This window comes from Stenotrophomonas nitritireducens (assembly GCF_050984405.1).
GTDB classification, from domain to species: domain Bacteria; phylum Pseudomonadota; class Gammaproteobacteria; order Xanthomonadales; family Xanthomonadaceae; genus Stenotrophomonas; species Stenotrophomonas nitritireducens_B.
Genome location: NZ_CP158790.1, coordinates 2238441 through 2260807 on the forward strand (window position 1 = coordinate 2238441; position 22367 = coordinate 2260807).

The following is a 22367-nucleotide window of genomic DNA, read 5'->3' on the forward strand; positions in this document are numbered from 1 at the left end:
GGTCTGCACATTGGTGTGCACACGGAACACCGGCAGGAAAAATGCCCCGCCGAATGCGGAAGAGTGGCAATGGGAGGAAGCGGCGCCGGATCGGCGCCGTTCCGTAGCGCCTCAGCCTGCCGCGCTCAGCGGCGTTGTGGCGTTGCGCACGTCCGGCCAGCGGCGGAGGATCGCATCGCGGATGCCGGCCGCATCGATGCCGGCCTCGGCCAGCAGGTCCTCGCGGCTGGCATGGTGCTGGAAGCTGTCCGGCAGGCCCAGGTGCAGCACCGGCATGACGATGGCTTCGGCGTTGAGCAGTTCGGATACGCCCGAGCCGGCGCCGCCAGCGACCACGTTGTCCTCGACGGTGACGAAGCCTTCGTGCGTGCGGGCGAGGTCGAGCACCATGGCGCGGTCCAGCGGCTTGACGAAACGCATGTTGACCACGCTCAGGCCGAGTTCGCGGCCGGCCTGCTCGGCCGCCGCGACGGTCGAGCCGAAGGCAAGGATGGCCAGGCGGTGGCCCTGCGCGCGCAGTTGGGCCTTGCCGATCGGCAGGGTGGACAGGTCGATGCCGGGCGCGACACCCGGGCCGGTGCCGCGCGGATAACGCACGGCCGCCGGTCCGCGGTGCTGCAGGCCGGTGCTGAGCATCTGCCGGCACTCGGCCTCGTCGGCCGGCGCCATCACCACCATGTTCGGCACGCAGCGCAGGAAGCTCAGGTCCAGGTTGCCGGCATGGGTGGCGCCGTCCGGGCCGACCACGCCGGCGCGGTCGATGGCGAACAGCACGTCCAGGTCCTGGATGGCGACGTCATGCACCAGCTGGTCGTAGGCGCGCTGCAGGAAGGTGGAGTAGATCGCCACCACCGGCTTGGCGCCCTGCGTGGCCATGCCCGCGGCCAGCGTCACCGCGTGCTGCTCGGCGATGGCCACGTCGAAATAGCGCTGCGGGTATTCCTTGCTGAAACGCACCAGGCCCGAGCCTTCGCGCATGGCCGGGGTGATGCCCATCAGCTGCGGCTCGGCGGCGGCGGCATCGCACAGCCAGTCGCCAAATACGTCGGTGTAGGTGGGTTTCTTCGGCGCGCTCTTGGCCGGCAGGCCCTTGCTCGGGTCGAACGGGCCGACCGCGTGGTAGCCGATCTGGTCGCCTTCGGCCGGCTCGTAGCCCTTGCCCTTGGTGGTCATGATGTGCAGCAGGTGCGGCCCCTTCTTGCCCTTGAGGGTCTTGAGGGTGGACAGCAGCAGCGGCAGGTCGTGGCCGTCGATCGGGCCGGTGTAGTGGAAGCCCATCTGCTCGAACGCGGTGGACGGCACGAACATGCCCTTCCACTGTTCCTCCCAGCGCTTGACGAAGCGCGCCGGCGGGCTGTGGCGCTTGTCGCCGAGGATCTTCTTGCCGCCCTCACGCAGCGCGTTGAGGGTGCGGCTGGCGGTGGCGCGGCCGAGCATCTTGGTCAGCCCGCCCACCGCCTCGGAGATGGACATGTTGTTGTCGTTGAGGACGACCAGCACGTTCGGCTCCTCGTCCATGCCGCCGGCATGCGCCAGCGCCTCGAACGCCATGCCGGCGGTCATCGCGCCGTCGCCGATCACCGCCACCATGCGGCGCTCGTCGCCCTGGCGCTGGCGGGCGATGGCCATGCCCAGCGCGGCCGAGATCGACGTGGAGGAATGGCCGACGCCGAAGGTGTCGTACTCGCTTTCCTCGCGCTTTGGGAACGGCGCCACGCCGTCCTTCTGCTTGACCGTGTGGATGGTGTCGCGGCGGCCGGTGAGGATCTTGTGCGGGTAGGTCTGGTGGCCCACGTCCCACACCAGCTGGTCGACCGGGGTGTCGTAGAGGTAGTGCAGGGCGACGGTCAGCTCGATCACGCCCAGCCCGGCGGCGAAATGGCCGCCGCTCCTGCCCACGGATTCGATCAGGTAGTCGCGCAGCTCGCCGGCGACCGCGGGCAGCTCCGTCTCATCGAAGGTGCGCAGGTCGTGCGGGGTCTGGATGCGCGACAGGCGCGGATAGCGGACGGAGTCGATCATTTTCTTCGCATTTCAGCCGAACCGGTATTTTCGCCCCCATTCCGGGGTGGGGCAAGCAAACCGCCGGCAGCGTGAGCAGCCGATGACGGAAACGGAGGCCGCGGTTCAGGGAGGGACGCTCGCCGTGCCTTGGCCGGGCAGGAGCGACTTCAGTCGCGATGGAGGCTTCCCGGTACGGCCCTGACGCGACTGAAGTCGCTCCTACAGGGGAGTCATGGCCCTGCGGCGTGCGGGCCGGGCAAGGCCGGCATTGCCCGGATCACGCGCTGCGCCGCAACGCCTTCTTCGGCAGCTGCGCCTGCAGGAAGGCCATCTGGTCGGCCAGGATGTTGCGGTTGGACAGGATCAGGTGCTCGATCCAGCTCGGCCGGTAGGGCACCGCCAGCAGCGGCATGTTGGCCTGCTGCGGGGTGCGGTTGCTCTTGCGCGAATTGCACTGGAAGCAGGCGCTGACCACGTTCTCCCAGATGTCGCGGCCGCCCTTGGACAGGGGCATGACGTGGTCGCGGGTCAGGTGCGGGCGGCTGAACTGCTGGCCGCAGTACAGGCACAGCTGCGCGTCGCGGGCGAACAGCGCGGTGTTGGTGAGGTTGGGGGTCGGGTCGATCGCGCGCGAACGGGCATGGCCGCGCGAGGCGATGATCGGGTGCAGGTCCAGGCCGCTGCGCAGTCCGCTGGCGCGGTTGGTGGCGCCGTGCACGTGCAGGCAGGGGTCGCCCAGCGTCCACGCCACCGCGCCGCGCGCGTAGAGGCAGGAGGCTTCCTGCCAGTTGATCCAGTCGAGCACGCGGCCATGCGCGTCCAGCGACAGCAGGCGCACGGAACCGAGGCGGTGCAGGGGGGGCGGGAGCGAAAACTCCGCTTCCGGAGCGGATGCGGCGACTCCGGTATCGATCAGACCACGCGGTGTAGTGTCTGTCTCCATCGGGAAAACAGCTTATACACGAAGCGTGACAGTTTGTGTAAACCCGGCCGCCATCGGCGACGGCGGCCGGGTCGGTTTCACTCGCCGAAGCGCGCGGCGTCCATGGCCATCAGCGGCTCGGCGCCGCTTTCCATGCTGCCGGCGTGGGCCAGGGTGCGCGGCAGGATGCGCGCGTAGTAGAAGCGCGCGGTTTCCAGCTTGGCCTGCTTGAAGTCGTCGGTATGGGACGAGGACTGCGTCGCGGCCACGGCGCGCGCCCACCAGTAGGCCAGCGCCACGTAGCCGCTGTAGAACAGGTAGTCCCAGCTGGCCGCGCCCAGTTCGTCCGGGTTGGCGGCGGCGCGCTGCAGCACGGCCATGGTCAGCGTGCCCCATTCCTGCGCCTTGGCGCCCAGCACCGGCAGGAACTCGGCCACGGCGGGGTTGCCGGCGTTTGCCGCGATGAACGCCTCGATCTCGGCCAGGAACAGCTTCAGCCCGGCGCCCTGCGACACGGCGGTCTTGCGCCCGATCAGGTCCAGCGCCTGGATGCCGGTGGTGCCTTCGTACAGGGTGGTGATGCGGGCATCGCGTGCCAGCTGTTCCATGCCGTGCTCGGCGATGTAGCCGTGGCCGCCGAAGCACTGCTGCGCGTTGTAGGTGTTCTCGATGCTCCACTCGGTCAGGCAGGCCTTGACGATGGGCGTGAGGAAGCTGACCAGGGTCTCGGCGTCGGCGCGCGCCTGCGCGTCGGCGGCGTTCTGCGCGGCGTCGAGCTGAGTGTAGGCGTGCGCGGCGAGCAGGCGGCCGCCTTCGGTCAGCGACTTGATCGACAGCAGCATGCGGCGCACGTCCGGCTGGGCGATGATCGGGTCGGCCGGCTTGTCCGGCAGCTGCGCGCCGCGGGGCGCGCGCGACTGGAGGCGCTCGCGGGCATAGGCCAGCGCGCCCTGCCAGGCGCGTTCGGACTGGGCCAGGCCCTGGATGCCGACGCCCAGGCGCGCGGAGTTCATCATCACGAACATCGCCTGCAGGCCCTTGTGCGGCTGGCCGACGAGCCAGCCCTGGGCGCCGTCGAAGTTCATCACGCAGGTGGACGAGCCGTGGATGCCCATCTTGTGTTCCAGCGCGCCGCAGCGCAGGGCATTGCGTTCGCCCATGGCGCCGTCGCGGCCGACCTTGTACTTGGGCGTGACGAACAGCGAAATGCCCTTCGGGCCGGGAGGCGCGTCGGGCAGCTTGGCCAGCACCAGGTGCACGATGTTCTCGCTCAGGTCGTGCTCGCCGGCGGTGATGAAGATCTTGGTGCCGGTGATCGAATGGCTGCCGTCGGCATTGGGCTCGGCGCGGGTCTTGAGCAGGCCCAGGTCGGTGCCGGCGTGCGGTTCGGTCAGGCACATGGTGCCGGTCCAGTGTCCGGCCACCAGCGGCTTGAGGAAGGCCTCCTTCTGCCAGTCCTGCCCGTAGTGCTTGAGCGCCTCGACCGCACCGTGCGACAGCATCGGGAACAGGCTCCAGGCCAGGTTGGCCGAGGACACCATCTCGCTCAGCGCCATGCCCAGCGTTCCCGGCATGCCCTGGCCGCCGAATTCCGGCGCCGCGGTCAGGCCGGTCCAGCCGCCTTCGACGAACTGCGCGTAGGCCTCCTTGAAGCCGGGCGCGGTCGTGACCTCGCCGGTGGCCTTGTCCAGCGTGCAGCCGGCTTCGTCGCCGACGGCGTTGAGCGGGGCCAGCACGCTGGCGCTGAAGCGGCCGGCTTCCTCCAGTACGGCGTCGATGACGTCGGCGCTGGCGTCTTCCAGGCCCATCGCGGCGAACAGGGACTCGGCCTTGAGCACATCGTGCAGGGCGAAGCGGAGGTCGGTGACAGGGGCCTTGTAGTTGCTCATCGGTGCGGTCTCGGAGAAAACGGAAAGGGGAAGCGGGTCAGCGCAGCACGCCGGGCAGGCCGGGCGCCTGGTTCAGGCTGTTGCGGCTGTCCACCTCGAAGCTGCGCTGCTTCTTCTCTTCGGGCGTGGCCTTGACCGTGCCTTCCAGTTCGTAGAACAGCGAGCGGCCGCCGGCCAGGGCGTCGGCCATGACGATGCGGGCGGGCGAACTGGGCTGCAGGCGGACCTTGACCACGTCGGCCGACTCCGGGCCGATCGACAGGCCGGGCGCGGCCTTCAGCGTGCCGGCCGTTTCGTCGCCCACCTTCATCTCCAGCGCGATGTCGTCAAAACGCATCGGCATCGAGCTGTAGTTGCGCAGGCGCAGCTCCACGTCCCAGCTGCCGTCGTTGCCGACGGTGAGCTGCTGGATGCCGGCGGCGGGCTCGGAAACCCGTTTCACCACGCCGCCGCCGCAGGCGGCGAGCGCAAGGGTGAGAACTGCGGTCAGGACGTACTGTGGGCGAAAACGCATACTGCTCGGTCCTCGGGTCCGGAGGGGATCGCCCAAAGGATACTACGCCGTATGGCGGGCGTGGCCGCGGGGCGCCGGTGGCGAAGGATGGCGGAACTTTTCCGCCCGCCCATCTAGGCATGTCAGGAGACCGACAAAGTCGCCGCATTCGCATCTATCCGGAGAGGGGTTCATCAATGCGTTCATTCAAGTTGTTGCCGCTGGCAAGCGCGATCCGCGGCGGCCTGGCCGCCGTGGCGCTGTGCGTGGCCATGCCGGCGTTCGCCGCGCCGCCGCAGTTCGACATCGAAGGCGGCAGCATCGAGAACGTGCTGCCCGAGTTCGCGCGCCAGGCGGGCCTGCAGATCATCGCCCCGGCGGCGATGGGCGATGAAGGGCGCATCCAGGTCGGGCGGTTGAAGGGGCAGATGGATGCCCGCCAGGCGCTGAACCGCCTGCTCGACGGCACCGGGCTCACCGTCGCCTCGGACGACGGCCGCACCATCACCCTGCGCGCGGCCGCGCCGATGCTGGCCTCGCTCGGCGGCCTGGGCGGCCTGGCGGTGGCGCAGGCCGCCGAGCCGGAACCGGTGCCGGCGCCGAAGCAGGCCGAGCCGGCCAGCCAGAAGGTCAATACGCTGGACCAGGTCTCGGTGGTCGGCAGCCAGATCAAGGGCGTGGCGGCCTCGGAAACCCTGCTGCCGGTGATCGGCCTGCAGGCCGAGCAGATCGAGGCCACCGGCGCGGTCTCCGGCGACGAGCTGTTCCGCTCGATCCCGCAGATGGGCGACGTGACCTTCCGCAACGGCTTCGGTACCAACAGCAGTAACTACGCGCGCGGCGACATCGCCTCCATGAACCTGCGCGGCCTGGGCGTGGGCAACACGCTGCTGCTGATCAACGGCCGCCGCACCGTGGTCCACCCCACCAGCCAGGCCGACGAGCAGCTGGTGCCGGTGCTGACCTACAACGCCAACACCATCCCGGTCGCCAACCTGCGCCGGGTGGACGTGCTGCTCAACGGCGCGTCGGCGATCTACGGCACCGACGCGGTGGCCGGCGTGGTCAACAACGTGCTGCGCGACGACGTGGACGGCGGCTCGGTCAGCGTGCAGTACGGCTTCGGCGAGGGCACCGGGCTGCGCGACCGCAGCCTCAACGGCCTGTGGGGCAGGAACTTCGCCGACATGCGCGGCAACGTCACCGTCGCCTACAACTACCAGGACAGCACCGGGCTGGATTCCTGGGACCAGTCGTGGACCAACACCCACCTGCGCTGGTTCGATTTCGAAGGCACCGAGTTCGATGGTTCCAACGCGCTGGACCTGCGCACGACCACCGGGCGCTGGGGCCAGTTCACCGCAAAGCATCCGGGCGTCATCCGCTCCAACGGCAAGGCCCTGACCACGGCGGCCGGTTTCTTCCACGTGCAGCCGGACGGCAACGACGGCTGCGCGGTCACGATCAGCGACGGGGTCTGCATGCAGTCCGGCTCGGCGGCGACCTCCGGCGCCGACCGCAACACGCGGTACGACGCCAACAAGAGCATCCCGGTGACGTTCCAGCCGGACCTGGACCGCGTCAACCTGTTCGCCACCGGCAAGTACGACTTCGACAACGGCGTGGGCTTCTTCAGCGAGCTGGGCTATTACCGCTCGCGCTCGCGTTCGCTGCAGCAGCCGGTCAACTCGATCGCCTCGCTGCCGGCGACGGTGGCGGCCAGCGGCTACTGGAACCCGTTCGGCGCGAAGTACCTGCCCGACGGTTCCCTCAATCCGAACCGGCTGCCGGGCCTGAACATTCCCGACGAGGGCGTGGACGTGGTCATCCGCAACTACCGCTTCGACGAGCCCACCCGCGTCACCGTCGACAACTCCCAGGTGCGCGTGCTGGGCGGCCTGCGCGGCTTCCACTACGGTTTCGACTGGGAAAGCGCGCTGCTGTATTCGCAGGCCAAGGTGCGCGATTCGCAGAATTCGGTCAGCGCCACGCTGTTCGAGGCCTCGATGGCCGGTTCCACGCCCGACGCCTACAATCCGTTCGGCGCCGGCAACAGCCAGGCGGCGATCGACTCGGTCATGTACGAATCGGTGCGCAAGAGCGAGAGCACGCTGATGCTCTGGGACTTCAAGGCCTCGCGCCCGGACCTGCTGAAACTGCCGGCCGGCGAGCTGGGCGTGGCGATGGGCGTGGAAGCGCGCCGCGAGAAGCAGCTGGACGACCGCGACCCGCGCCTGGACGGCACGATCACCTGGCACAGCCGTTCCGGCGTGGAATACCCCACCGACCAGTACGGCGTCAGCCCGACGCCCGATACGCAGGGCTCGCGCTCGGTGGGCGGCGTCTACGCCGAACTGTACGTGCCGCTGGTGTCGCGCGACTGGGACATCCCGCTGGTGCGCAGCCTGGACATGCAGATCGCCGGCCGCGCCGAGCATTACAGCGATTTCGGCAGCGTCGCCAAGCCGAAGGTCGCGCTGGGCTGGGAAGTGCTCGACGGCCTGAGCCTGCGCGCCTCCTGGTCGCAGGGCTTCCGCGCGCCGAACCTGGAGCAGGTCAACGCCACCGTCATCACCCGCGCCAACTCGCGGCGCGACCACATCCAGTGCGAGGCGGAACTGCGCAATGGCACCATCGCCAAGTACAGCGACTGCGCGCACAGCTACAGCACCGCCGCGCGGCGTTCGGGCAACCCGGACCTGAAGCCGGAAACCTCGGACAACACCAGCGCCGGCATCGTGTTCGAGCCGAAGTTCCTGCCCGAGGCGATGGGCCGGCTGCGCCTGTCGCTGGACTACTACAAGTACAAGCAGGAAGGCATCATCGGCATCTTCGGCGAGGGCAACGCGCTGATCCTGGACTACGTGATGCGGGTGCAGGGCGGCAGCAATCCCAACGTGATCCGCGCCGATCCCAACGCCGACGACATCGCCCGCTTCGAGGGCACCGGCCTGGCGCCGGCCGGCCAGGTGCTGTACGTGCTCGACCAGTACGTCAACCTGCTGCCGCAGACCGTGCGCGGCGTGGATTTCGGCCTGAACTGGGTTTCGCCCGAAACGGCCGCCGGCCGCTTCAACCTGGCGCTCAACGGCACCCGCCTGATCGAGTACTACCGCGAAGTCTCGCCGGCCATCCAGGAACTGCTCGACGCGCGCGAGGCCGGCATCATCAACGCCGCCACCTCGATCGGCGGCGGCGGCGACCTGATCATGGTCGACGGCAAGCCGAAGTGGAAATGGAGCGGCACGCTGAACTGGACCCTGGGCAATTTCCAGGCCGGCCTGAGCGCGCGCTACGTCGGCAACTTCTACGACACCGCGCTGCAGTACCCGGACGGCCGCTACTGGGAGCCCGGTTCCAGCACCTTCTGGAACGGCCACGTGAAATACAACCTCGCCGGCGACGGCTGGCTGTCCGATACGTCGATCAAGCTGGGCGTGAACAACATCGACAACCGCCGCCCGCCGGTGTCGGCCGATTCGCGCGGCTACCTGTCCACGCTGTACTCGGCCACGCCGCGCTACTGGTACATCAACGTGACCAAGGCGTTCTGATGGAACGGTACGGCGCATGCGACAGCGCCCGGCCACGACCGGGCGCAGCGGGAGGCGCGGCATGAGCGCGGCGATGGCGGCTGGGCGGGCGCTGTGGCTGGCCGAACACGTGCTGCCCTGCGAGCCGGCGCTGCGCGACTGGCTGCAGCGGCGCCTGCCGGTGCACCAGGACGTGGATGACGTGATCCAGGAGACCTACGCCATCCTGGCGGCGATGGCGGACGTGTCCCACGTGCGCCAGCCGCGCGCCTACGTGTACTCGGTGGCGCAGTCGGTGGTGCTGCAGCAGCTGCGGCGCGCGCAGGTGGTGTCGATCGAGGCGGTGGCCGAGATCGAGCGGGTGGCCACCAGCGGCGAGGAGGCGTGTCCGGAGCGGACCGCGTCCTCGCGGCAGGAACTGGCGCGGATCGGCGCGCTGATCGACAGCCTGCCGGACAAGTGCCGCGAGGCCTTCGTCCTGCGCCGGGTCGAGGGCTACTCGCAGCGCGAGATCGCCCAGCGCATGCGGATCAGCGAGAACACCGTGGAGAAACACATCTGCAAGGGAATCCGGGTACTGATGGATTCGATGAAGCGCGACGGGAAGGACGTGGAAGAGGGCAGGGACAGGCTCGGAGCTGGAGGAACGCGACATGCGCGCACACGATGAACGCAGCATCGACGATATCGCCGCGGCCTGGGTCGCGCGCGAGGACCGCGCCGCGCTGGGCGCCGGGGAGATGGCCGCGCGCGATGCCTGGCTGCAGGCCGACGTGCGCCACTTCGGCGCCTATGCGCGGGCCCATGCCGTGCTGGCGCGCACCGCCCGCGCCCGCGCGCTGTCCAGCGGCGTGGCGCCGGCGGCGGCCGTCGCGCCGTCGCGGCCGCGTTTCGGGCGCTCGCGGCGGCTGCTGCGCTGGGCGGCGGGCGCGGCCGCGGTGCTCAGCCTGCTGGCGATCGGCGTGCATCGCCAGGACGACGACGCCGAGTACTACGCCACGCGCAAGGGCGAGATCCTGCGCGTGCCGCTGCAGGACGGCTCGGCGATCACCCTGGATTCGGATTCGCAGGTGCGCGTGCGCTACACCGGCACGCGCCGCAACATCACCCTGCTGCAGGGCGAGGCGCTGTTCGACGTGGCCAAGAACCCCGGCCGCCCGTTCGTGGTGCGGGCCGAGGAGACCGACGTGACCGCGGTGGGCACCAGCTTCGCGGTCAGCCTCAACGAGCGCCGCAGCGGCGGCGTCGAGGTGCTGGTGCGCGAGGGCGTGGTGGACGTGGCCGACACCCAGGGCGCGGTGGCGCCGGCGCGGCTGCTGGCCAATTACCGCGCGCTGGCCAACCGCAGCCATGGCATCCGCATCGAGCCCGTTCCCAGCGAGGACCTGGAACAGCAGCTGGCCTGGCGCGAGGGCATGCTGTCCTTCAACGGCGACACGCTCTCGGTGGCGGCCGCGCAGTTCCTGCGCTACAGCGACACCCGCATCGTCATCGACGATCCGGTGGTCGGCAGCCGCCGCATCGTCGGCCTGTACTCGGCCAGCGACCCGCTGGGCTTCGCCCGCAGCGTCGCCCTGAGCCTGGGGCTGGTGGTCGAGCAGCAGGGCAAGGTGGTGCGCCTGCGCACGCCGGTGAGCGCGCCGCACGCGGCGCATTCCATGCAATGACTCTGGATTGAAGACATGAACAGAAACTCCCGGCGCGCCCGCGCGCTCGCACTGCTCACCGCGCTGCTGCTGTCCAGCGGACAGGCCTGCGTGGCCGCCACGTCCGCCGACAAGGCGCTGCTGATCCGCGGGGCGATGGTGTTCGACGGCACCGGCCGCCCGGCCTATCCGGCCAGCGTGCTGGTGGAGGACGGCAGGATCGCCGCCATCGCCGGCGCCGGCGAAACGCTGGCCGCGCCCAGGGGCGCGCGCGTGGTGGACGCCCGCGGGCAGGCGCTGCTGCCCGGCCTGTTCGACCTGCACACGCACTGGACGCCCAACGCGCGCCCGGCCGAGCTGCCGCAGATCGCCAACCTGTACATGGCCGCTGGCGTCACCACGGTCAGCGATTTCCACGAGCCGCCGGAGGCCTACGCGCCGCGTCGCGCGTGGCTGGCCGACATCGCCGCGCCGGACGTGAAGTTCGCCGCGCGCATGAGCACGCCGCTGGGCCATGGCGCCGACTGGGGCGACGAGAACACCACGCGCTGGGTGAATTCGCCCGAGGCCGCGCGCGCCGGCGTGCGTGCCGTCGCCGCCTACCGGCCCGATTTCATCAAGGCCTTCACCGATGGCTGGCGCTATTCCAATGCCGCCGACAACAGCAGCATGGACGAGGGAACCCTGGCCGCGCTGGTGGACGAGGCGCACAAACACGGCCTGAAGGTGTTCACCCACACGGTGATGGTCAAGCGCGGCAAGGTCGCCGCGCGCGCCGGCGTGGACGTGATCGCGCACAGCGTGCAGGACACGCCGGTGGACGAGGAACTGGTGCGGCTGATGCGCGAGCACGGCACCGCCTACGCGCCTTCGCTGGCGGTCTACCTGCCCGAGCGCGTGGACGGCAGCGGCAGGTCCGGCGCGCGCCCGGAGGTGCTGCGGCAGCGCGAGCGCAACTTCGCCAATGCCCTGCACAACGTCAAGGCGCTGCACGATGCCGGCATCCCGGTGGTGGTCGGCACCGACGCCGGCATGACCGGCACGCCGCACGGCGCATCGACCCTGCGCGAGCTGGAACTGCTGGTCGATGCCGGGCTGACCCCGGCCGAGGCGCTGCTTGCCGGCACCGCCAACAGCGCCCGCGCGCTGGGCGTGGACGACCGCGGCACCCTGGAGGTCGGCAAGCGTGCCGACCTGCTGCTGGTGAAGGGCCGGCCGTGGGAGCGCATCGGCGACATCCGCAATACCGAGCGGGTCTATGTCGCCGGCCGCCAGGTGCATGGCAAGGGCACGCGGCTGCCGGCCGGCAACCGCGCGCTGTCGCTGCCGGCGCAGCCGGTGGCGGCGCTGGTCGACGATTTCGAGCGCGCCGACGGGCGCACCGCGCTGGACACGCTGCGCATCGACGAGGCCGACGGCGGCAACGACCGCACCGTGCAGGTGAGCGAGGTCGTGGCCCGCGAGAGCGGCGGCAACGCGCTGTCGGTGCAGGCCCGCCTGTCCACCAAGCCGACCGCCTATGCCGCGGCGATCCTGCCGTTGAGCCGTGGCTCGGTCGCGCCGGTGGACCTGCGCGCCTACCGCGGCATCCGCTTCGACGTGCGCGGCGGCACGCCGGCGCTGCGGCTGGAGGCGCGGGCGCTGGGCGACCGGCGTTTCACCGCGCCGGTCGAGGCCGCGCCGCAGTGGCGCACGGTGGAGATCCCGTTCTCCGCGCTGCAGGGACAGCCGCCGTACCGCGCCAAGGGGCCGGTGGCCGAATGGAAGGGCGACGACGTGCAGCAGCTGGTGTTTTCCGCCGGCGGCGAGGCCGGCGGCAAGGTGTGGTTCGAGATCGACAACGTCGGCTTCTATTGACGGCGGTTGCCGTCCCGGCATCGCGGGAGATGGAACAGGTGGAGCGGAGACAGGCGATGAAACACGGACTGCTTGCCGGTGCGGTGCTGCTGGCGATGCTGGGCGGCGCGCGCGCTGGCGAGGGCGACGTGCTCGCCCACCTCGATGCCTACGCCACCCGCCAGGCCGAGGTCGGCCGGCTGCTGTGGCAGCAGCCCGAACTGGGCTACCTGGAGGAGCGTTCCTCGCGCCTGCTGCAGCAGGAACTGCGCCAGGCCGGCTTCCGCATCGAGGCCGGCGTGGCCGGCATGCCGACCGCGTTCGTCGCCTCCTACGGCACGCGCGGCAGCGGCCCTGTGATCGCGCTGCTGGCCGAGATGGACGCGCTGCCCGGCATGGCGCAGGCGGCCGAACCGGTGCGCATGCCCATCGCCGGGCAGGACGCGGGCCAGGCCTGCGGCCACAACCTGTTCGGCGCGGCGTCGGTGGGGGCCGCGCGCGCCATCGCGCAGTGGCTCAAGGCCAGCGGGACGCCGGGCGAGGTGCGGCTGTACGGTACGCCGGCCGAGGAGGGCGGTTCGGGCAAGGTCTACCTGACCCGCGCCGGCCTGTTCGACGACGTGGACGTGGTGCTGCACTGGCACCCGGCGTCGGAGAACTCGGCCGCGCAGGGCACCAGCCTGGCCAACATCAGCGGCAAGTTCCGTTTCCACGGCGTCGCCGCGCACGCGGCCATCGCGCCGGACCGCGGCCGCTCCGCGCTGGACGCGGTGGAAGCGTTCAACCACATGGCCAACCTGATGCGCGAACACGTGCCTGACGGCACCCGCATCCACTATGTGATCAGCAATGGCGGCAGCGCGCCCAACGTGGTGCCGGATTTCGCCGAGGCCTACTACTACGTGCGCCACGTCGATCCGGCGGTGGTGCGCGACGTGTTCGAGCGCCTGCGCAGGGCCGCCGACGGCGCGGCGATGGGCACCGGCACCACGGTCGAGTTCGAACAGACCGGCGGCGTGTTCTCGCTGCTGCCCAACGACACGCTGGGGCAGGTGATGCAGGCGGCGCTGGAGCAGGTGGGTGGCGTGCGCTACGACGCGAAGGACCGGACGTTCGCCGGGACGCTGCAGCAGAGCCTGGAGCGGCGTCCGCCGCTGGAGACGGCGATGCAGGTGCAGCCGTACCGTGCCGATGCCGCCAGCAGCGCATCGACCGACGTCGGCGACGTCAGCTGGAACGTGCCGACCGTAGGCCTGGGCACTGCCACCTGGGTGCCGGGCACGCCGGCGCACAGCTGGCAGGCGGTGGCGGCTTCGGGTGCGCCGATCGGCGCCAAGGGCGCGCTGAACGCTTCCCGGGCGCTGGCGCTGGCCGCGGTGCGGTTGTTCCAGTCGCCGGACAGCGTGCGCGGGGCAAAGGAGGAATTCGAGCGGCGGCGCGGCGCGGAATTCCGCTACGTGCCGCTGCTGCAGCGCGACGCGCCGCCGCTGGACTACCGGCGCCACTAGACACGCCATCGCTGCGCGCTGCCGCCTTACGGTTTGCGTTGCAGACCGTGGGCCCTTCTTTCGCTCGCTACGACCCGCGCCTTGACCCGCCGCAAGCGGCTCGCCCTTCGGGCCGGCTTCGCCGTTCGCGCTTCGCGCAGTGGCGCGCCCCCTGGCTCAGTGGGCCTTCCCATGCATCCCGGTAGTGCCGGCCATTGACCGGCATCACTGCAGGGGCGCCATCACCTTCAGCGGCGCCAGGTCGTAGCCCATATCGGTGGCCTGGCGCTTGAGCCGTTCGAGCAGCGCGCCGTCCATCGACGGCGTGCGCGACAGGATCCACAGGTAGTCGCGCCCCGGCTCGCCGACCATCGCCCACTGGTAGTCCGGGTCCAGCGCGATCACCCAGTAGTCCGCCCACACCCATGGCAGCCACGACAGCCAGTCCGGCGCGAAGCGGACCTGCAGGCGCCCCGGATGCCCGGCGACCGGGCGCGCGATGCCCTCGGCCTGGATCGTGCCGCCGGCGGTGCGGCAGCGGTTGAGCACGCTGATGCGGCCATCGGCGCGCAGCCGGTAGCTGGCGGTGATGTCCGCCACGCACTTCTTCTGGAACGACACCGGCAGGTGCGCGATCTCGTGCCACTGGCCGGCGTAGCGGTCCAGGTCGAAGCGTTCGACCGATTCGACCGGCGATGCCGCCAACGCGGCGGTGGCGAGCAGCAGCGACAGCGGCAACGACAGGAGCAGGCGAGGGTGCATGGTCTGGCCTCCGGGGGTCGGACGCAGGCTATGCAAAGCGGCGCAAGGCGAAGTAAAGGTTTTGTTGCCGCCGTCCCGCGGCGGCCCTCTGGGCCACCGACGCGAGGTCCCAAAGGCGCCGCCCTCCATCGCAGCGCGTCGTGGACCAACGGCTGTCGACAGGCCTCGTGCGTCCTGCCGTTGCAGGCGCGCGCACGCCGCCGTGGCGCGTCGGCAACGCGGCGGCCGCATGCCCCGGAAGCATCGTCGCCGTCGCCGCGAAAAAACTTCCGCATGACGCTTGCCGAAACCGGAAGACACCCGTATCATGCGCGTCCTCGCCGGCGGGAACGTCGCGAAAACAAAGTGGCCGGGTAGCTCAGTTGGTAGAGCAGGGGATTGAAAATCCCCGTGTCGGGGGTTCGATTCCCTCCCCGGCCACCACGAATCCGAAGGGCCTGCAGAAATGCAGGCCCTTTTCATTTGCACGGGCGCTGCCGGTTGTGTGATGGCTCCGGTATCTGGCGACGGGCCGTTGGGCTACAGTGGCCACGGCGCCAGCCAGTCCGCAGGCCGGGCACGGGGAGGGCGACGATGGCGATAGACCTGCGCAAGCTGATACTGGCACTGGCCCTGCTCGGCGCCTTCCTGCCGTTCGCCAACACGCTCTACGCCAGCTACCAGGTGCAGCGCCAGCAGCTGATGGACAGCACCCTGGACGGCAACCTGGCCTACGCGACCAAGCTCGCCAAGAGCACCGACGATTTCATCCAGTCGGCCCAGCTGCAGCTGGAGTACACCGCGCAGCTCCTGTCCGGGCAGATGCACGACGCCGACAGGCTCGGCACCGAAGCGGCGCGGCTGCGCCTGATGAGCAAGAGCTTCAATTCCATCGTCATCTTCGACGATACCGGCAAGGTGCTGGCGACCTCGCCGGAAACCCTGCAGCTGCAGGGCAGGATCCTGGCCAGCGCCGCGGTGAAGGAATCCATCCGTTCGCGTGCGCCGCTGATCAGCAAGCCCTACCTCTCGGCGACCGGCAATTTCATCGTGCTGATGGTCAGCCCGATCCGCGATCCGCAGGGCGGTTTCCTCGGCGCGATCGGCGGCGCCATCCACCTGCAGAAGGAAAACATCCTCGACCGGCTGCTCGGCCAGCACTTCTACCACGACGGTTCCTACCTGTTCGTGGTCGACCGCGACGGGCAGGTCATCTACCACCCCGACAGCGGGCGCGTCGGCAAGGTGATACGCGGCAACCGCGCGATCGACGACGTGGTGCGCGGTGGCAGCGGCACGGCCGCGGTCGTCAACAGCAAGGGCATCCCGATGCTGGCCGGCTACGCGCCGGTCGCCGCGACCGGCTGGGGCGTCATCGCCCAGCGCCCGCGCGACGTCACCCTGGCGCCGCTGACCTCGCTGATGCGCACGGTGTTCTTCAAGACGCTGCCGCTGGCCGCGGCCACGGTGCTGCTGCTGTGGTGGTGCGCGCGCGTCATCGCCCGCCCGCTGCACATGCTTGCCGACGGTGCGCGCGCCATGGACCAGCCCGGCACCCCGCAGCACCTGCGTTCTGTGCACTCCTGGTATTTCGAATCGCGCGAGCTGAAGAAGGCGATGCTGCTCGGCATCGGCCTGTTCCAGAAGAGCATCAGCAAACTGCGCGAGGACGTGAACACCGACCCGCTGACCGGTCTGGGCAACCGCCGCCACCTGCAGGCCAGGCTGCAGGAACTGCAGGAACAGGCAACTCCGTTCGCGGTCGTCTCGCTGGACATCGACCACTTCAAGCAGGTCAACGACACGTGGGGGCACGACGTCGGCGACCTGGTGCTCAAGCAGCTGGCCATGCACATGCAGGACGTCTCGCGCGCGGACGACGTGCCGTGCCGCGTCGGCGGCGAGGAATTCCTGCTGCTGCTGCCCGGCGCGTCGGTGGCCAGCGCCGCGCAGGTGGCCGAACGGCTCCGCCGCCAGGTCGAGCAGGCCAGCATGCCGCCGGTCGGGCAGGTGACCGTCTCGCTGGGCGTGGCTGGCTGGCCGGAGAGCGGCCAGGACGTCGCCGCCGTCTTCAAGAACGCCGACGAGCGGCTTTACGCGGCCAAGCGCGGCGGCCGCAACCGGGTCGAGTTCCACGTGCCGGCGGCCTGAGCCGTTGGCCGATGGCGCTGGACGGGCCTGGCCGGCACAAGAAAAAACCCCGGGGGATACCCGGGGTTTTTTCTGTTTGGTGGAGCCAGGGTCTCCGAAATAATACCCGCAACCCACTGTAATGCAAGGGGTTGTGGAGTTCTCGCTTTGGCTGTTACCGCCATAGTTACCGCCAGCATCAGGCGGCTAGGCTATGTCCAGCATCGCGCGCGGTGACCGCTGCGCCCATCCATGCCGCCACTTCAGTGGACACCCAGGCAGCGATGTTGCCGCCGGGGAATTGTACTGGCTTCGGGAATTTGCCCGCAGCCGCCCAGGCATAGAGTGTGGACTTGCTCACGCCGACGGTAGCGATGACCTCGGGCAAGCGCATGAAGTGATACGGCAGTGTCGTCTGTGTTTGAGTCGTCATGGCTTCCTTGAAATGAGAAAGGCCCGCTGCACAGGTGCGCAGCGAGCCTTTGGGTAGGTGACGCCTATCGCCGGGCGGCCTCATTCTGATGGAGGGGCACGGGGGCGATGGGACCTTCAGTGGTTGGAGTGGGTGCCGCGCAATTGCGCAGCAAAATCTGGTTCGCTCTTCCGCCGGCAAAGCGGCCGAGCGCGGGTCCGGGCTGTCAGGTGTCCAGATGAGCTAGTTGCGCTGGGACAGCGTGTGGGTCAATTGGGACAGGGCAGGTATGGTGCAGGGCTGAAGCGAGCGAGCAGCTCCACCGACGCAAGTTGGTCGGTGGCATCCACCTCGTCGTTTGCCAGCATCTCAAGTGCCCTGGCACGTACGGCTGGGGATGAGCCATCCACCAGTTTGACGATATTGCGCGCGACCCTCTCCGCGTCCCGGTCTAGCTGCTGGTCAGAGGTGGGCAAGCTGGTCTGCCATGGCCTGTTGGCCTCCCTCACGTATCGCCACCTTGGCCAGCCATTGCCAGGATCAATCGCCAGTGAATGGAACTCCGTAGGGACCACGCGGGGCAGATAAGTCAGCATGCTGCTGACCGTGTTCTTGCTGATGCCAAATCGGCCTGCGACCGAGCGTAAGGACTCACCTTTTGGAAGCTCGTTGGCGCCTCGGTGTGTCAGGATCGCAAGGTATTGCCAAGCTGCGTCGAGGCACTGCTCTTTGTGGAGGGCGAGTGATCTGCCAGTACAGTTCACCAGCTTCGAGACGGCGACGGCCGCATGCCAGTCCATCGGCAAGATGCTCGCGGGAATCACGTCTCGACCGGCCAGTCTGTAGGCAGTCAGACGATGGTGTCCGTCAACAAGATACAAGCCAGCGGCTACTGGCTCGGCATGCTCGATGCTCGCTATCCATACCGGATCAAGTTGTGTCTGTTCCGATGCTTCCAGCGCTAGTCGAAGAGTGGCAATGTGCTGATCCCGGCTTTGCTCGATCCGGCCCTTGTCCCGAATCGGAACGATGCGGGCCACTCTGGGCTGCAAAGCATCAGCGAGCCGAACGTCGTTGGTGGGTAGAAGCTGTTGAGGGTTGCGCCTGAATTGCTCAAGCGCGGCGTCATAATTCATGGCTGGTCTCCAATTTGAGTCATGGGAGACGCGCATGGCTTGGGCTCGACGGCGTCGCGCCGCTGAGTTTGCTTAGTGTGCCTAGGGCAAGCGCGCCAAGAGGAGCGTTTCTCCCCTCGTATGTGTACTGAAACGCACCGCCTATATAAATCAGCCGGTTAGCGAAGTCAGGCGGAAGCTCTCAGGCCGGCTTGTCTTCGGAGGGGGGCTCCAGCAGAGAGGCAGGAGGCACCCCCAGCGCATCGGCGAGGCGGCAAATGTTCAGTAGCGCAATGTTGCGCTGCCCGCGTTCAACCCCGCCCAGATAGCTGCGCGCAATCCCACTCTCCAGTGCGAGGCGCTCCTGGGAGAGTCCTCGGGCTCGTCTGACCTCGGCTAGTCGCAGTCCGAACAGGACACGCGGATCGGTGGGCATCGCTTTCTCCAGCATTGGAGAACGATGCCGATACCCCCTCTATCGGGCCACGCCCTATGAGTTCACCCTCTATGAGTGACATTGATGGCGGTATGGCGCTATCATTCGATCTGAGCGCGGAGCGCCCGCTCAGCGCAACAAATCTAGGGCAAGGGGACCAACGATGAAGTTGAAGCTTTGCAGCGTGGCCGGGGCCGCGCTTCTTCTCAGTGCGTGTGCTGCCCATGCAGATTGGCTTGTGACCAAAGCCAGTCGCGCGGATGGCGTGGTAGCGCTTTCGTACGAGCGCAATGAGTTTCAGCGCCCCGACATGAGCGAGCAGCAGGCCGTGCAGCTTGCCGAGCAGAAGTGCAAAAACTGGGGTTATAAGGGAGCGGAGTCGTTCGGATCGCAGAGTACCGAGTGCCTATCGCGCCGAGGCTTCGGAAACTGCGGATCAAGGCGCGTGACAGTCGAGTTCCAGTGCACCGGCTCGCCCGGTCAGCAGTAGTCGCCGAAACGATACAGATGCCGTTGATGCAGGAGGCTCAATGCTCGAGTTCATAGGGGCGGTCGTGATCTGCGCAGCCGGTCTTTGGCTTGCACGTTACCTCTGGAACTTCTGGAGGTTCCGCCAAAGTATCAATGCCGTAGAAGCGCTAGCTTCAGCCGTGAAGGCGAAAGCGGATTTCGTTGCTACCAGTGCTGGACATGATGCCGCAGAGAAGACTTACTTCATTGCAATCTGCCTGAAGAGCCTCGCGGACTCTCTCAGTTATGGCAAAGTCGCAAACCCACTAATTGCGGGGACACAGCTTGAAGTGTTGGAGGGCATGATTGGATCGCCTGACGATGTGGCCTTCTACATGGACAAGTCCGTGGACTCCATTACGGGGATAAGGCTGGGGCTCGTGCGTGCCCGCGAGTCATTCGTTTTATTGCATCGAGCAATGAGCAGTAAGCCACTTACTTGAATCGCGGGAGCCTGTTCGGTTGAGCATCAGTGCAAGTTGCCCCTATGCATCCTCTAATTCTAATTAACTTCTGCTCTCGGCCAGAGTCTTGGCTGAATCCAAGACGCACATTCTGATTCTACCCATTCACAGTAGCGGCCGGAGTTCGAATCTCGTGTGCACCCACCAGTGAAGTCGATTCAATGAGTTACAGCGAGGGGCTGCCAAAAGCGGCCCTTTCCTTTTCGGACTTCGGAAACGGTTCGGGAACTTTCCTCCGGCACCCGCGCGCGGTGGCACCGGGAAGGAGTCGGGGCTAACGGCGAGGGCAGGATGCATGGACGTGCGTGAGAGCGGAGGGCGGGCCTTCCTCAGCGCGCCTTACGGTCATGCTCTTCCTTGGTCATGTGGTACATCACAATCGTGTTCGGTTGGAATGGACGCGCCCAGACGAAATTGTCATCGTCATCCAAGCCGCCCGCACAGCCGACGATCGTGTGATCGACTAGCTGATAACGGCGATTTTGACCGATCTTGGCCAGCACGCACGCTACATTCTGAAAGACGCGGTCCGATGGGTCGGGCAGGATCGCGTAATTGAACCCGCCCGGATCGCGCACGCTCGGGAACGCTATTCCGTCAGCATCACTGATCCTTGAATGCAATGCCGCGCCCAATGCGCGGCTAAACATGTATCCCGAGTCTCTGGCTTGAGGGTCGCTGAGGATGCTGGCAAAGAACCTATCAATGTAGATCGTCGCCACGGCAACTTCAGGCCGCATCTCGTTGAGCATCTTTGTGACTACCCCGGCAGGGTCCACACCTGTGAGCCGTACATATCCTGCCTTGTGCACGTAGGTGTACTCGCCTACCAGAATCAGACGAACCATCTCTTTTGGGTCGATCTTGAATGCTGCGACCTGTATCAGCTGACCTTCTTTGGCCTCTACCTCCAGCAACGCTGTTTCCACTCTGCCAGCGAGATAAAAGCATGGAGAGCCGGCATCATTCAGCCGTCCAACACGGGATTTTTCTGCGGGTGGGTAGTCCAGGTCCTTTAAGCGCAGCCACGGATCGGATTCTACGAGTCGTGCTCGCCAAAAGGTGTTGTTGCCGCGACCCAGCCCGAAAGAGAGAATCTTATAAACGTCAAAAAGAGGCGTGATGTGATGACAAAACTCAGCCTCATTTCTCGATGCGAGTGCGCGATCGAAGATGGCTTCGCACTGATCTAGATTCACGAGCTAGTTGATCCAGATTGAGAGATCTGCGAACTCTTCGCCAATTATGCGCTTAATGTTCGCATGCCCAATCGCAATGCCCACACTCGTCAGCGTGAAATTCTTCATATTTGAGCTTGACCAAGCGTCGAACACAGTCTCCATGTATGGGCGCAGTTCAACGCATTTCGCTCGGATTTCCTCGTGGTTCATCTTGGTGGCGTTGAATAGCCCTTTGATTTTTGTAACGTCCTCCCCAGGAATGGACAGGGAAGCAAGATGGCTTTCGAGAGATTCCTCATTCAATGCGCTGACTTGCAGCTTCGCAGCATCATTCAGACAGGGCATAAAAACCCTGCGGTCAAGCCCAATCGAGATGTCGCGATCATTGATTTCTTGAGGGTCGAATCCTTTTAAGAATAGGCCTCGGTAATTATTTTCAAGACTCTGCTCAGGAAGAAATTGGAACGCACCAACCGCGCCACAGCCAGTGAACTCAAGGTGCTGAAAGGATGCGGTGCTGGTTGCCAACTTAGAGGCGAGAGGTTTGACGTACTTGTCAAAGTATTCCCCAAGCGCATTATGACTGAGAAGGCTGTTGTTTCTTGTGTATCTCAAGAGAAAGATCAACGAGAGAGCAGCGGTCTGTCCATTCGTTAGCTTCGGAGCGGTATTCAAGGACTCATCGAGAACGATCTGACGAATATCCCTCTCGCTGTGCTTAGTCCGATCTACGAGCAGGTCAACCAACATGTCGCCGAGATCTGCGTCACCAGTCCTTGCCTGCTCTTTTTGCGCTGTGTAGAACGCGTGCTGGAAGCCTGGATCTTTTGCTTGCTGCAACCCTTCAGGGTTTTCTCGGCTCAGCCGGTCAAAGAACTTCTCTCTTAGCGCATCAGCGCGCGCGCTAGCAATGCTGGCTGCTTCATCAGCCAGTCGAATGAAGTTGGCATTAAATACGTCGATTGCCACTTGACGCGCTTCCATCAGCGTCAAGCCAGTGGTGTTCGTGACGATGACATCACGACCAGCCTGCATCGCTACCGAGCCATCTGCCGCAGTCTGCTCTTGAGGCGTTTCAGTCATCGTCGCCACGTCCTGTGCGGATGTTGACGTTCCGTCCTGCTTGAATCCCGCTAGACCCACCAGATATCTGCTGATGCTGACCCGAAGTGACATTGGATGCCTTCTTGTCCTTGAGGTATGCAGCCACAAGACCGCTCAATGCAACGATGACGGCAACTACTGCCTCGAAACTCTGATCGACAAATGCCCATGCCGCTGAGACGAGAAGAAGCAGCCAAGCCAGCCCCTTAAACAGACGCATTCGATACTCCTCGTGGAACTTTTTCGTCAGAAGTTACGAGAGATTCAGCCACCGAGCAAGGCTTGACGGGTATGGCTACCAGAGTGGCCGCACCAGCTTCACCTCTGCCGCCAGTTCCTGCCGCAAGCACCCGTAGCAGATGGTGTCTGCCCTGTGGCCCGGGCCGGTCGTGTCCACACTCTCGATGTGGACCAGCCAGTATTCTCGAAGACACTCAACGACAGCTTCGGGTCGACAGCGACAG

19 protein-coding genes and 1 tRNA gene are annotated in these 22367 nt (G+C 66.8%); 9 read left to right on the forward strand and 11 right to left on the reverse strand.

Annotated features, from left to right (window positions below; genetic code table 11):
* Positions 1 to 111: 111 nt before the first annotated feature.
* The 4 genes from dxs to ABTV91_RS09780 all read right to left on the reverse strand — a co-directional run bounded on the left by dxs (position 112) and on the right by ABTV91_RS09780 (position 5329).
* The gene (dxs, locus tag ABTV91_RS09765; RefSeq protein ID WP_433851252.1) at positions 112 to 2022 is read right to left on the reverse strand and encodes a 1-deoxy-D-xylulose-5-phosphate synthase; all 1911 of its coding nucleotides are present in this window, start codon (positions 2020 to 2022) and stop codon (positions 112 to 114) included.
* A 259-nt stretch (positions 2023 to 2281) separates the two neighbouring features.
* Positions 2282 to 2947 carry an HNH endonuclease gene (locus ABTV91_RS09770; protein ID WP_433851253.1) on the reverse strand — a complete coding sequence of 222 codons (666 nt, stop codon included), beginning with the start codon at positions 2945 to 2947 and terminating at the stop codon, positions 2282 to 2284.
* A 77-nt stretch (positions 2948 to 3024) separates the two neighbouring features.
* Entirely contained in the window at positions 3025 to 4815 is a 1791-nt protein-coding gene (locus ABTV91_RS09775) for an acyl-CoA dehydrogenase C-terminal domain-containing protein (RefSeq protein ID WP_433851254.1), read from the reverse strand.
* 37 nt (positions 4816 to 4852) lie between these two features.
* Positions 4853 to 5329: an LEA type 2 family protein gene (locus ABTV91_RS09780; RefSeq protein ID WP_433851255.1), complete on the reverse strand. Its 477-nt coding sequence runs from the start codon at positions 5327 to 5329 to the stop codon at positions 4853 to 4855.
* A gap of 176 nt (positions 5330 to 5505) precedes the next feature.
* On the opposite strand from ABTV91_RS09780, the gene ABTV91_RS09785 reads away from it, so the two are divergent.
* The 5 genes from ABTV91_RS09785 to ABTV91_RS09805 all read left to right on the forward strand — a co-directional run bounded on the left by ABTV91_RS09785 (position 5506) and on the right by ABTV91_RS09805 (position 13831).
* Positions 5506 to 8862: a TonB-dependent receptor gene (locus ABTV91_RS09785; RefSeq protein ID WP_433851256.1), complete on the forward strand. Its 3357-nt coding sequence runs from the start codon at positions 5506 to 5508 to the stop codon at positions 8860 to 8862.
* 61 nt (positions 8863 to 8923) lie between these two features.
* Entirely contained in the window at positions 8924 to 9511 is a 588-nt protein-coding gene (locus ABTV91_RS09790; RefSeq protein WP_433851257.1) for an RNA polymerase sigma factor, read from the forward strand.
* The gene (locus tag ABTV91_RS09795) at positions 9495 to 10508 is read left to right on the forward strand and encodes a FecR family protein (RefSeq protein WP_433851258.1); all 1014 of its coding nucleotides are present in this window, start codon (positions 9495 to 9497) and stop codon (positions 10506 to 10508) included. The genes ABTV91_RS09790 and ABTV91_RS09795 overlap by 17 nt, the downstream gene beginning before the upstream one ends.
* Before the next feature lie 15 nt (positions 10509 to 10523).
* On the forward strand, positions 10524 to 12344 hold the full coding sequence (locus tag ABTV91_RS09800) for an amidohydrolase family protein (protein ID WP_433851259.1): 1821 nt from the start codon (positions 10524 to 10526) through the stop codon (positions 12342 to 12344).
* Positions 12345 to 12400: 56 nt separating this feature from the next.
* The gene (locus ABTV91_RS09805) at positions 12401 to 13831 is read left to right on the forward strand and encodes an amidohydrolase (RefSeq protein ID WP_433851260.1); all 1431 of its coding nucleotides are present in this window, start codon (positions 12401 to 12403) and stop codon (positions 13829 to 13831) included.
* Positions 13832 to 14035: 204 nt separating this feature from the next.
* On the opposite strand, the gene ABTV91_RS09810 is transcribed toward ABTV91_RS09805, so the two are convergent.
* Positions 14036 to 14572 (reverse strand): lipocalin family protein, encoded by a 537-nt coding sequence (locus tag ABTV91_RS09810; protein WP_433851261.1) that lies wholly within the window; start codon positions 14570 to 14572, stop codon positions 14036 to 14038.
* 347 nt (positions 14573 to 14919) lie between these two features.
* Here ABTV91_RS09810 and ABTV91_RS09815 point away from each other — a divergent pair.
* Positions 14920 to 14995: transfer RNA gene (locus tag ABTV91_RS09815), tRNA-Phe, on the forward strand.
* 150 nt (positions 14996 to 15145) lie between these two features.
* Entirely contained in the window at positions 15146 to 16702 is a 1557-nt protein-coding gene (locus tag ABTV91_RS09820; protein WP_433851262.1) for a sensor domain-containing diguanylate cyclase, read from the forward strand.
* 178 nt (positions 16703 to 16880) lie between these two features.
* On the opposite strand, the gene ABTV91_RS09825 is transcribed toward ABTV91_RS09820, so the two are convergent.
* The 3 genes from ABTV91_RS09825 to ABTV91_RS09835 form a co-directional block, all read right to left on the reverse strand.
* Positions 16881 to 17114, reverse strand: a complete 234-nt coding sequence (locus ABTV91_RS09825; protein WP_433851263.1) for a helix-turn-helix transcriptional regulator — start codon at positions 17112 to 17114, stop codon at positions 16881 to 16883.
* Positions 17115 to 17362: 248 nt separating this feature from the next.
* Positions 17363 to 18229 (reverse strand): ParB N-terminal domain-containing protein, encoded by an 867-nt coding sequence (locus ABTV91_RS09830; RefSeq protein ID WP_433851264.1) that lies wholly within the window; start codon positions 18227 to 18229, stop codon positions 17363 to 17365.
* A 181-nt stretch (positions 18230 to 18410) separates the two neighbouring features.
* Positions 18411 to 18659 carry a helix-turn-helix domain-containing protein gene (locus ABTV91_RS09835; protein ID WP_433851265.1) on the reverse strand — a complete coding sequence of 83 codons (249 nt, stop codon included), beginning with the start codon at positions 18657 to 18659 and terminating at the stop codon, positions 18411 to 18413.
* Between the two features lie 148 nt (positions 18660 to 18807).
* Here ABTV91_RS09835 and yecR point away from each other — a divergent pair, with 148 nt between their 5' ends.
* Both yecR and ABTV91_RS09845 read left to right on the forward strand, forming a co-directional pair.
* Positions 18808 to 19134 carry a YecR family lipoprotein gene (yecR, locus tag ABTV91_RS09840; RefSeq protein WP_433851266.1) on the forward strand — a complete coding sequence of 109 codons (327 nt, stop codon included), beginning with the start codon at positions 18808 to 18810 and terminating at the stop codon, positions 19132 to 19134.
* Between the two features lie 40 nt (positions 19135 to 19174).
* A complete protein-coding gene (locus tag ABTV91_RS09845; RefSeq protein WP_433851267.1) occupies positions 19175 to 19597 on the forward strand; it encodes a hypothetical protein in 423 nt (140 codons plus the stop codon).
* Between the two features lie 350 nt (positions 19598 to 19947).
* On the opposite strand, the gene ABTV91_RS09850 is transcribed toward ABTV91_RS09845, so the two are convergent.
* From ABTV91_RS09850 to ABTV91_RS09860, 3 genes are read right to left on the reverse strand one after another with little or no spacing between them, the layout of a single operon-like run.
* On the reverse strand, positions 19948 to 20817 hold the full coding sequence (locus tag ABTV91_RS09850) for an RES family NAD+ phosphorylase (protein WP_433851268.1): 870 nt from the start codon (positions 20815 to 20817) through the stop codon (positions 19948 to 19950).
* Between the two features lie 3 nt (positions 20818 to 20820).
* Complete coding sequence (locus ABTV91_RS09855; RefSeq protein ID WP_433851269.1) at positions 20821 to 21882, reverse strand: LPO_1073/Vpar_1526 family protein; 1062 nt, start codon at positions 21880 to 21882, stop codon at positions 20821 to 20823.
* Positions 21875 to 22123 carry a hypothetical protein gene (locus ABTV91_RS09860; RefSeq protein WP_433851270.1) on the reverse strand — a complete coding sequence of 83 codons (249 nt, stop codon included), beginning with the start codon at positions 22121 to 22123 and terminating at the stop codon, positions 21875 to 21877. The genes ABTV91_RS09855 and ABTV91_RS09860 overlap by 8 nt, the downstream gene beginning before the upstream one ends.
* Positions 22124 to 22367 lie beyond the last annotated feature (244 nt).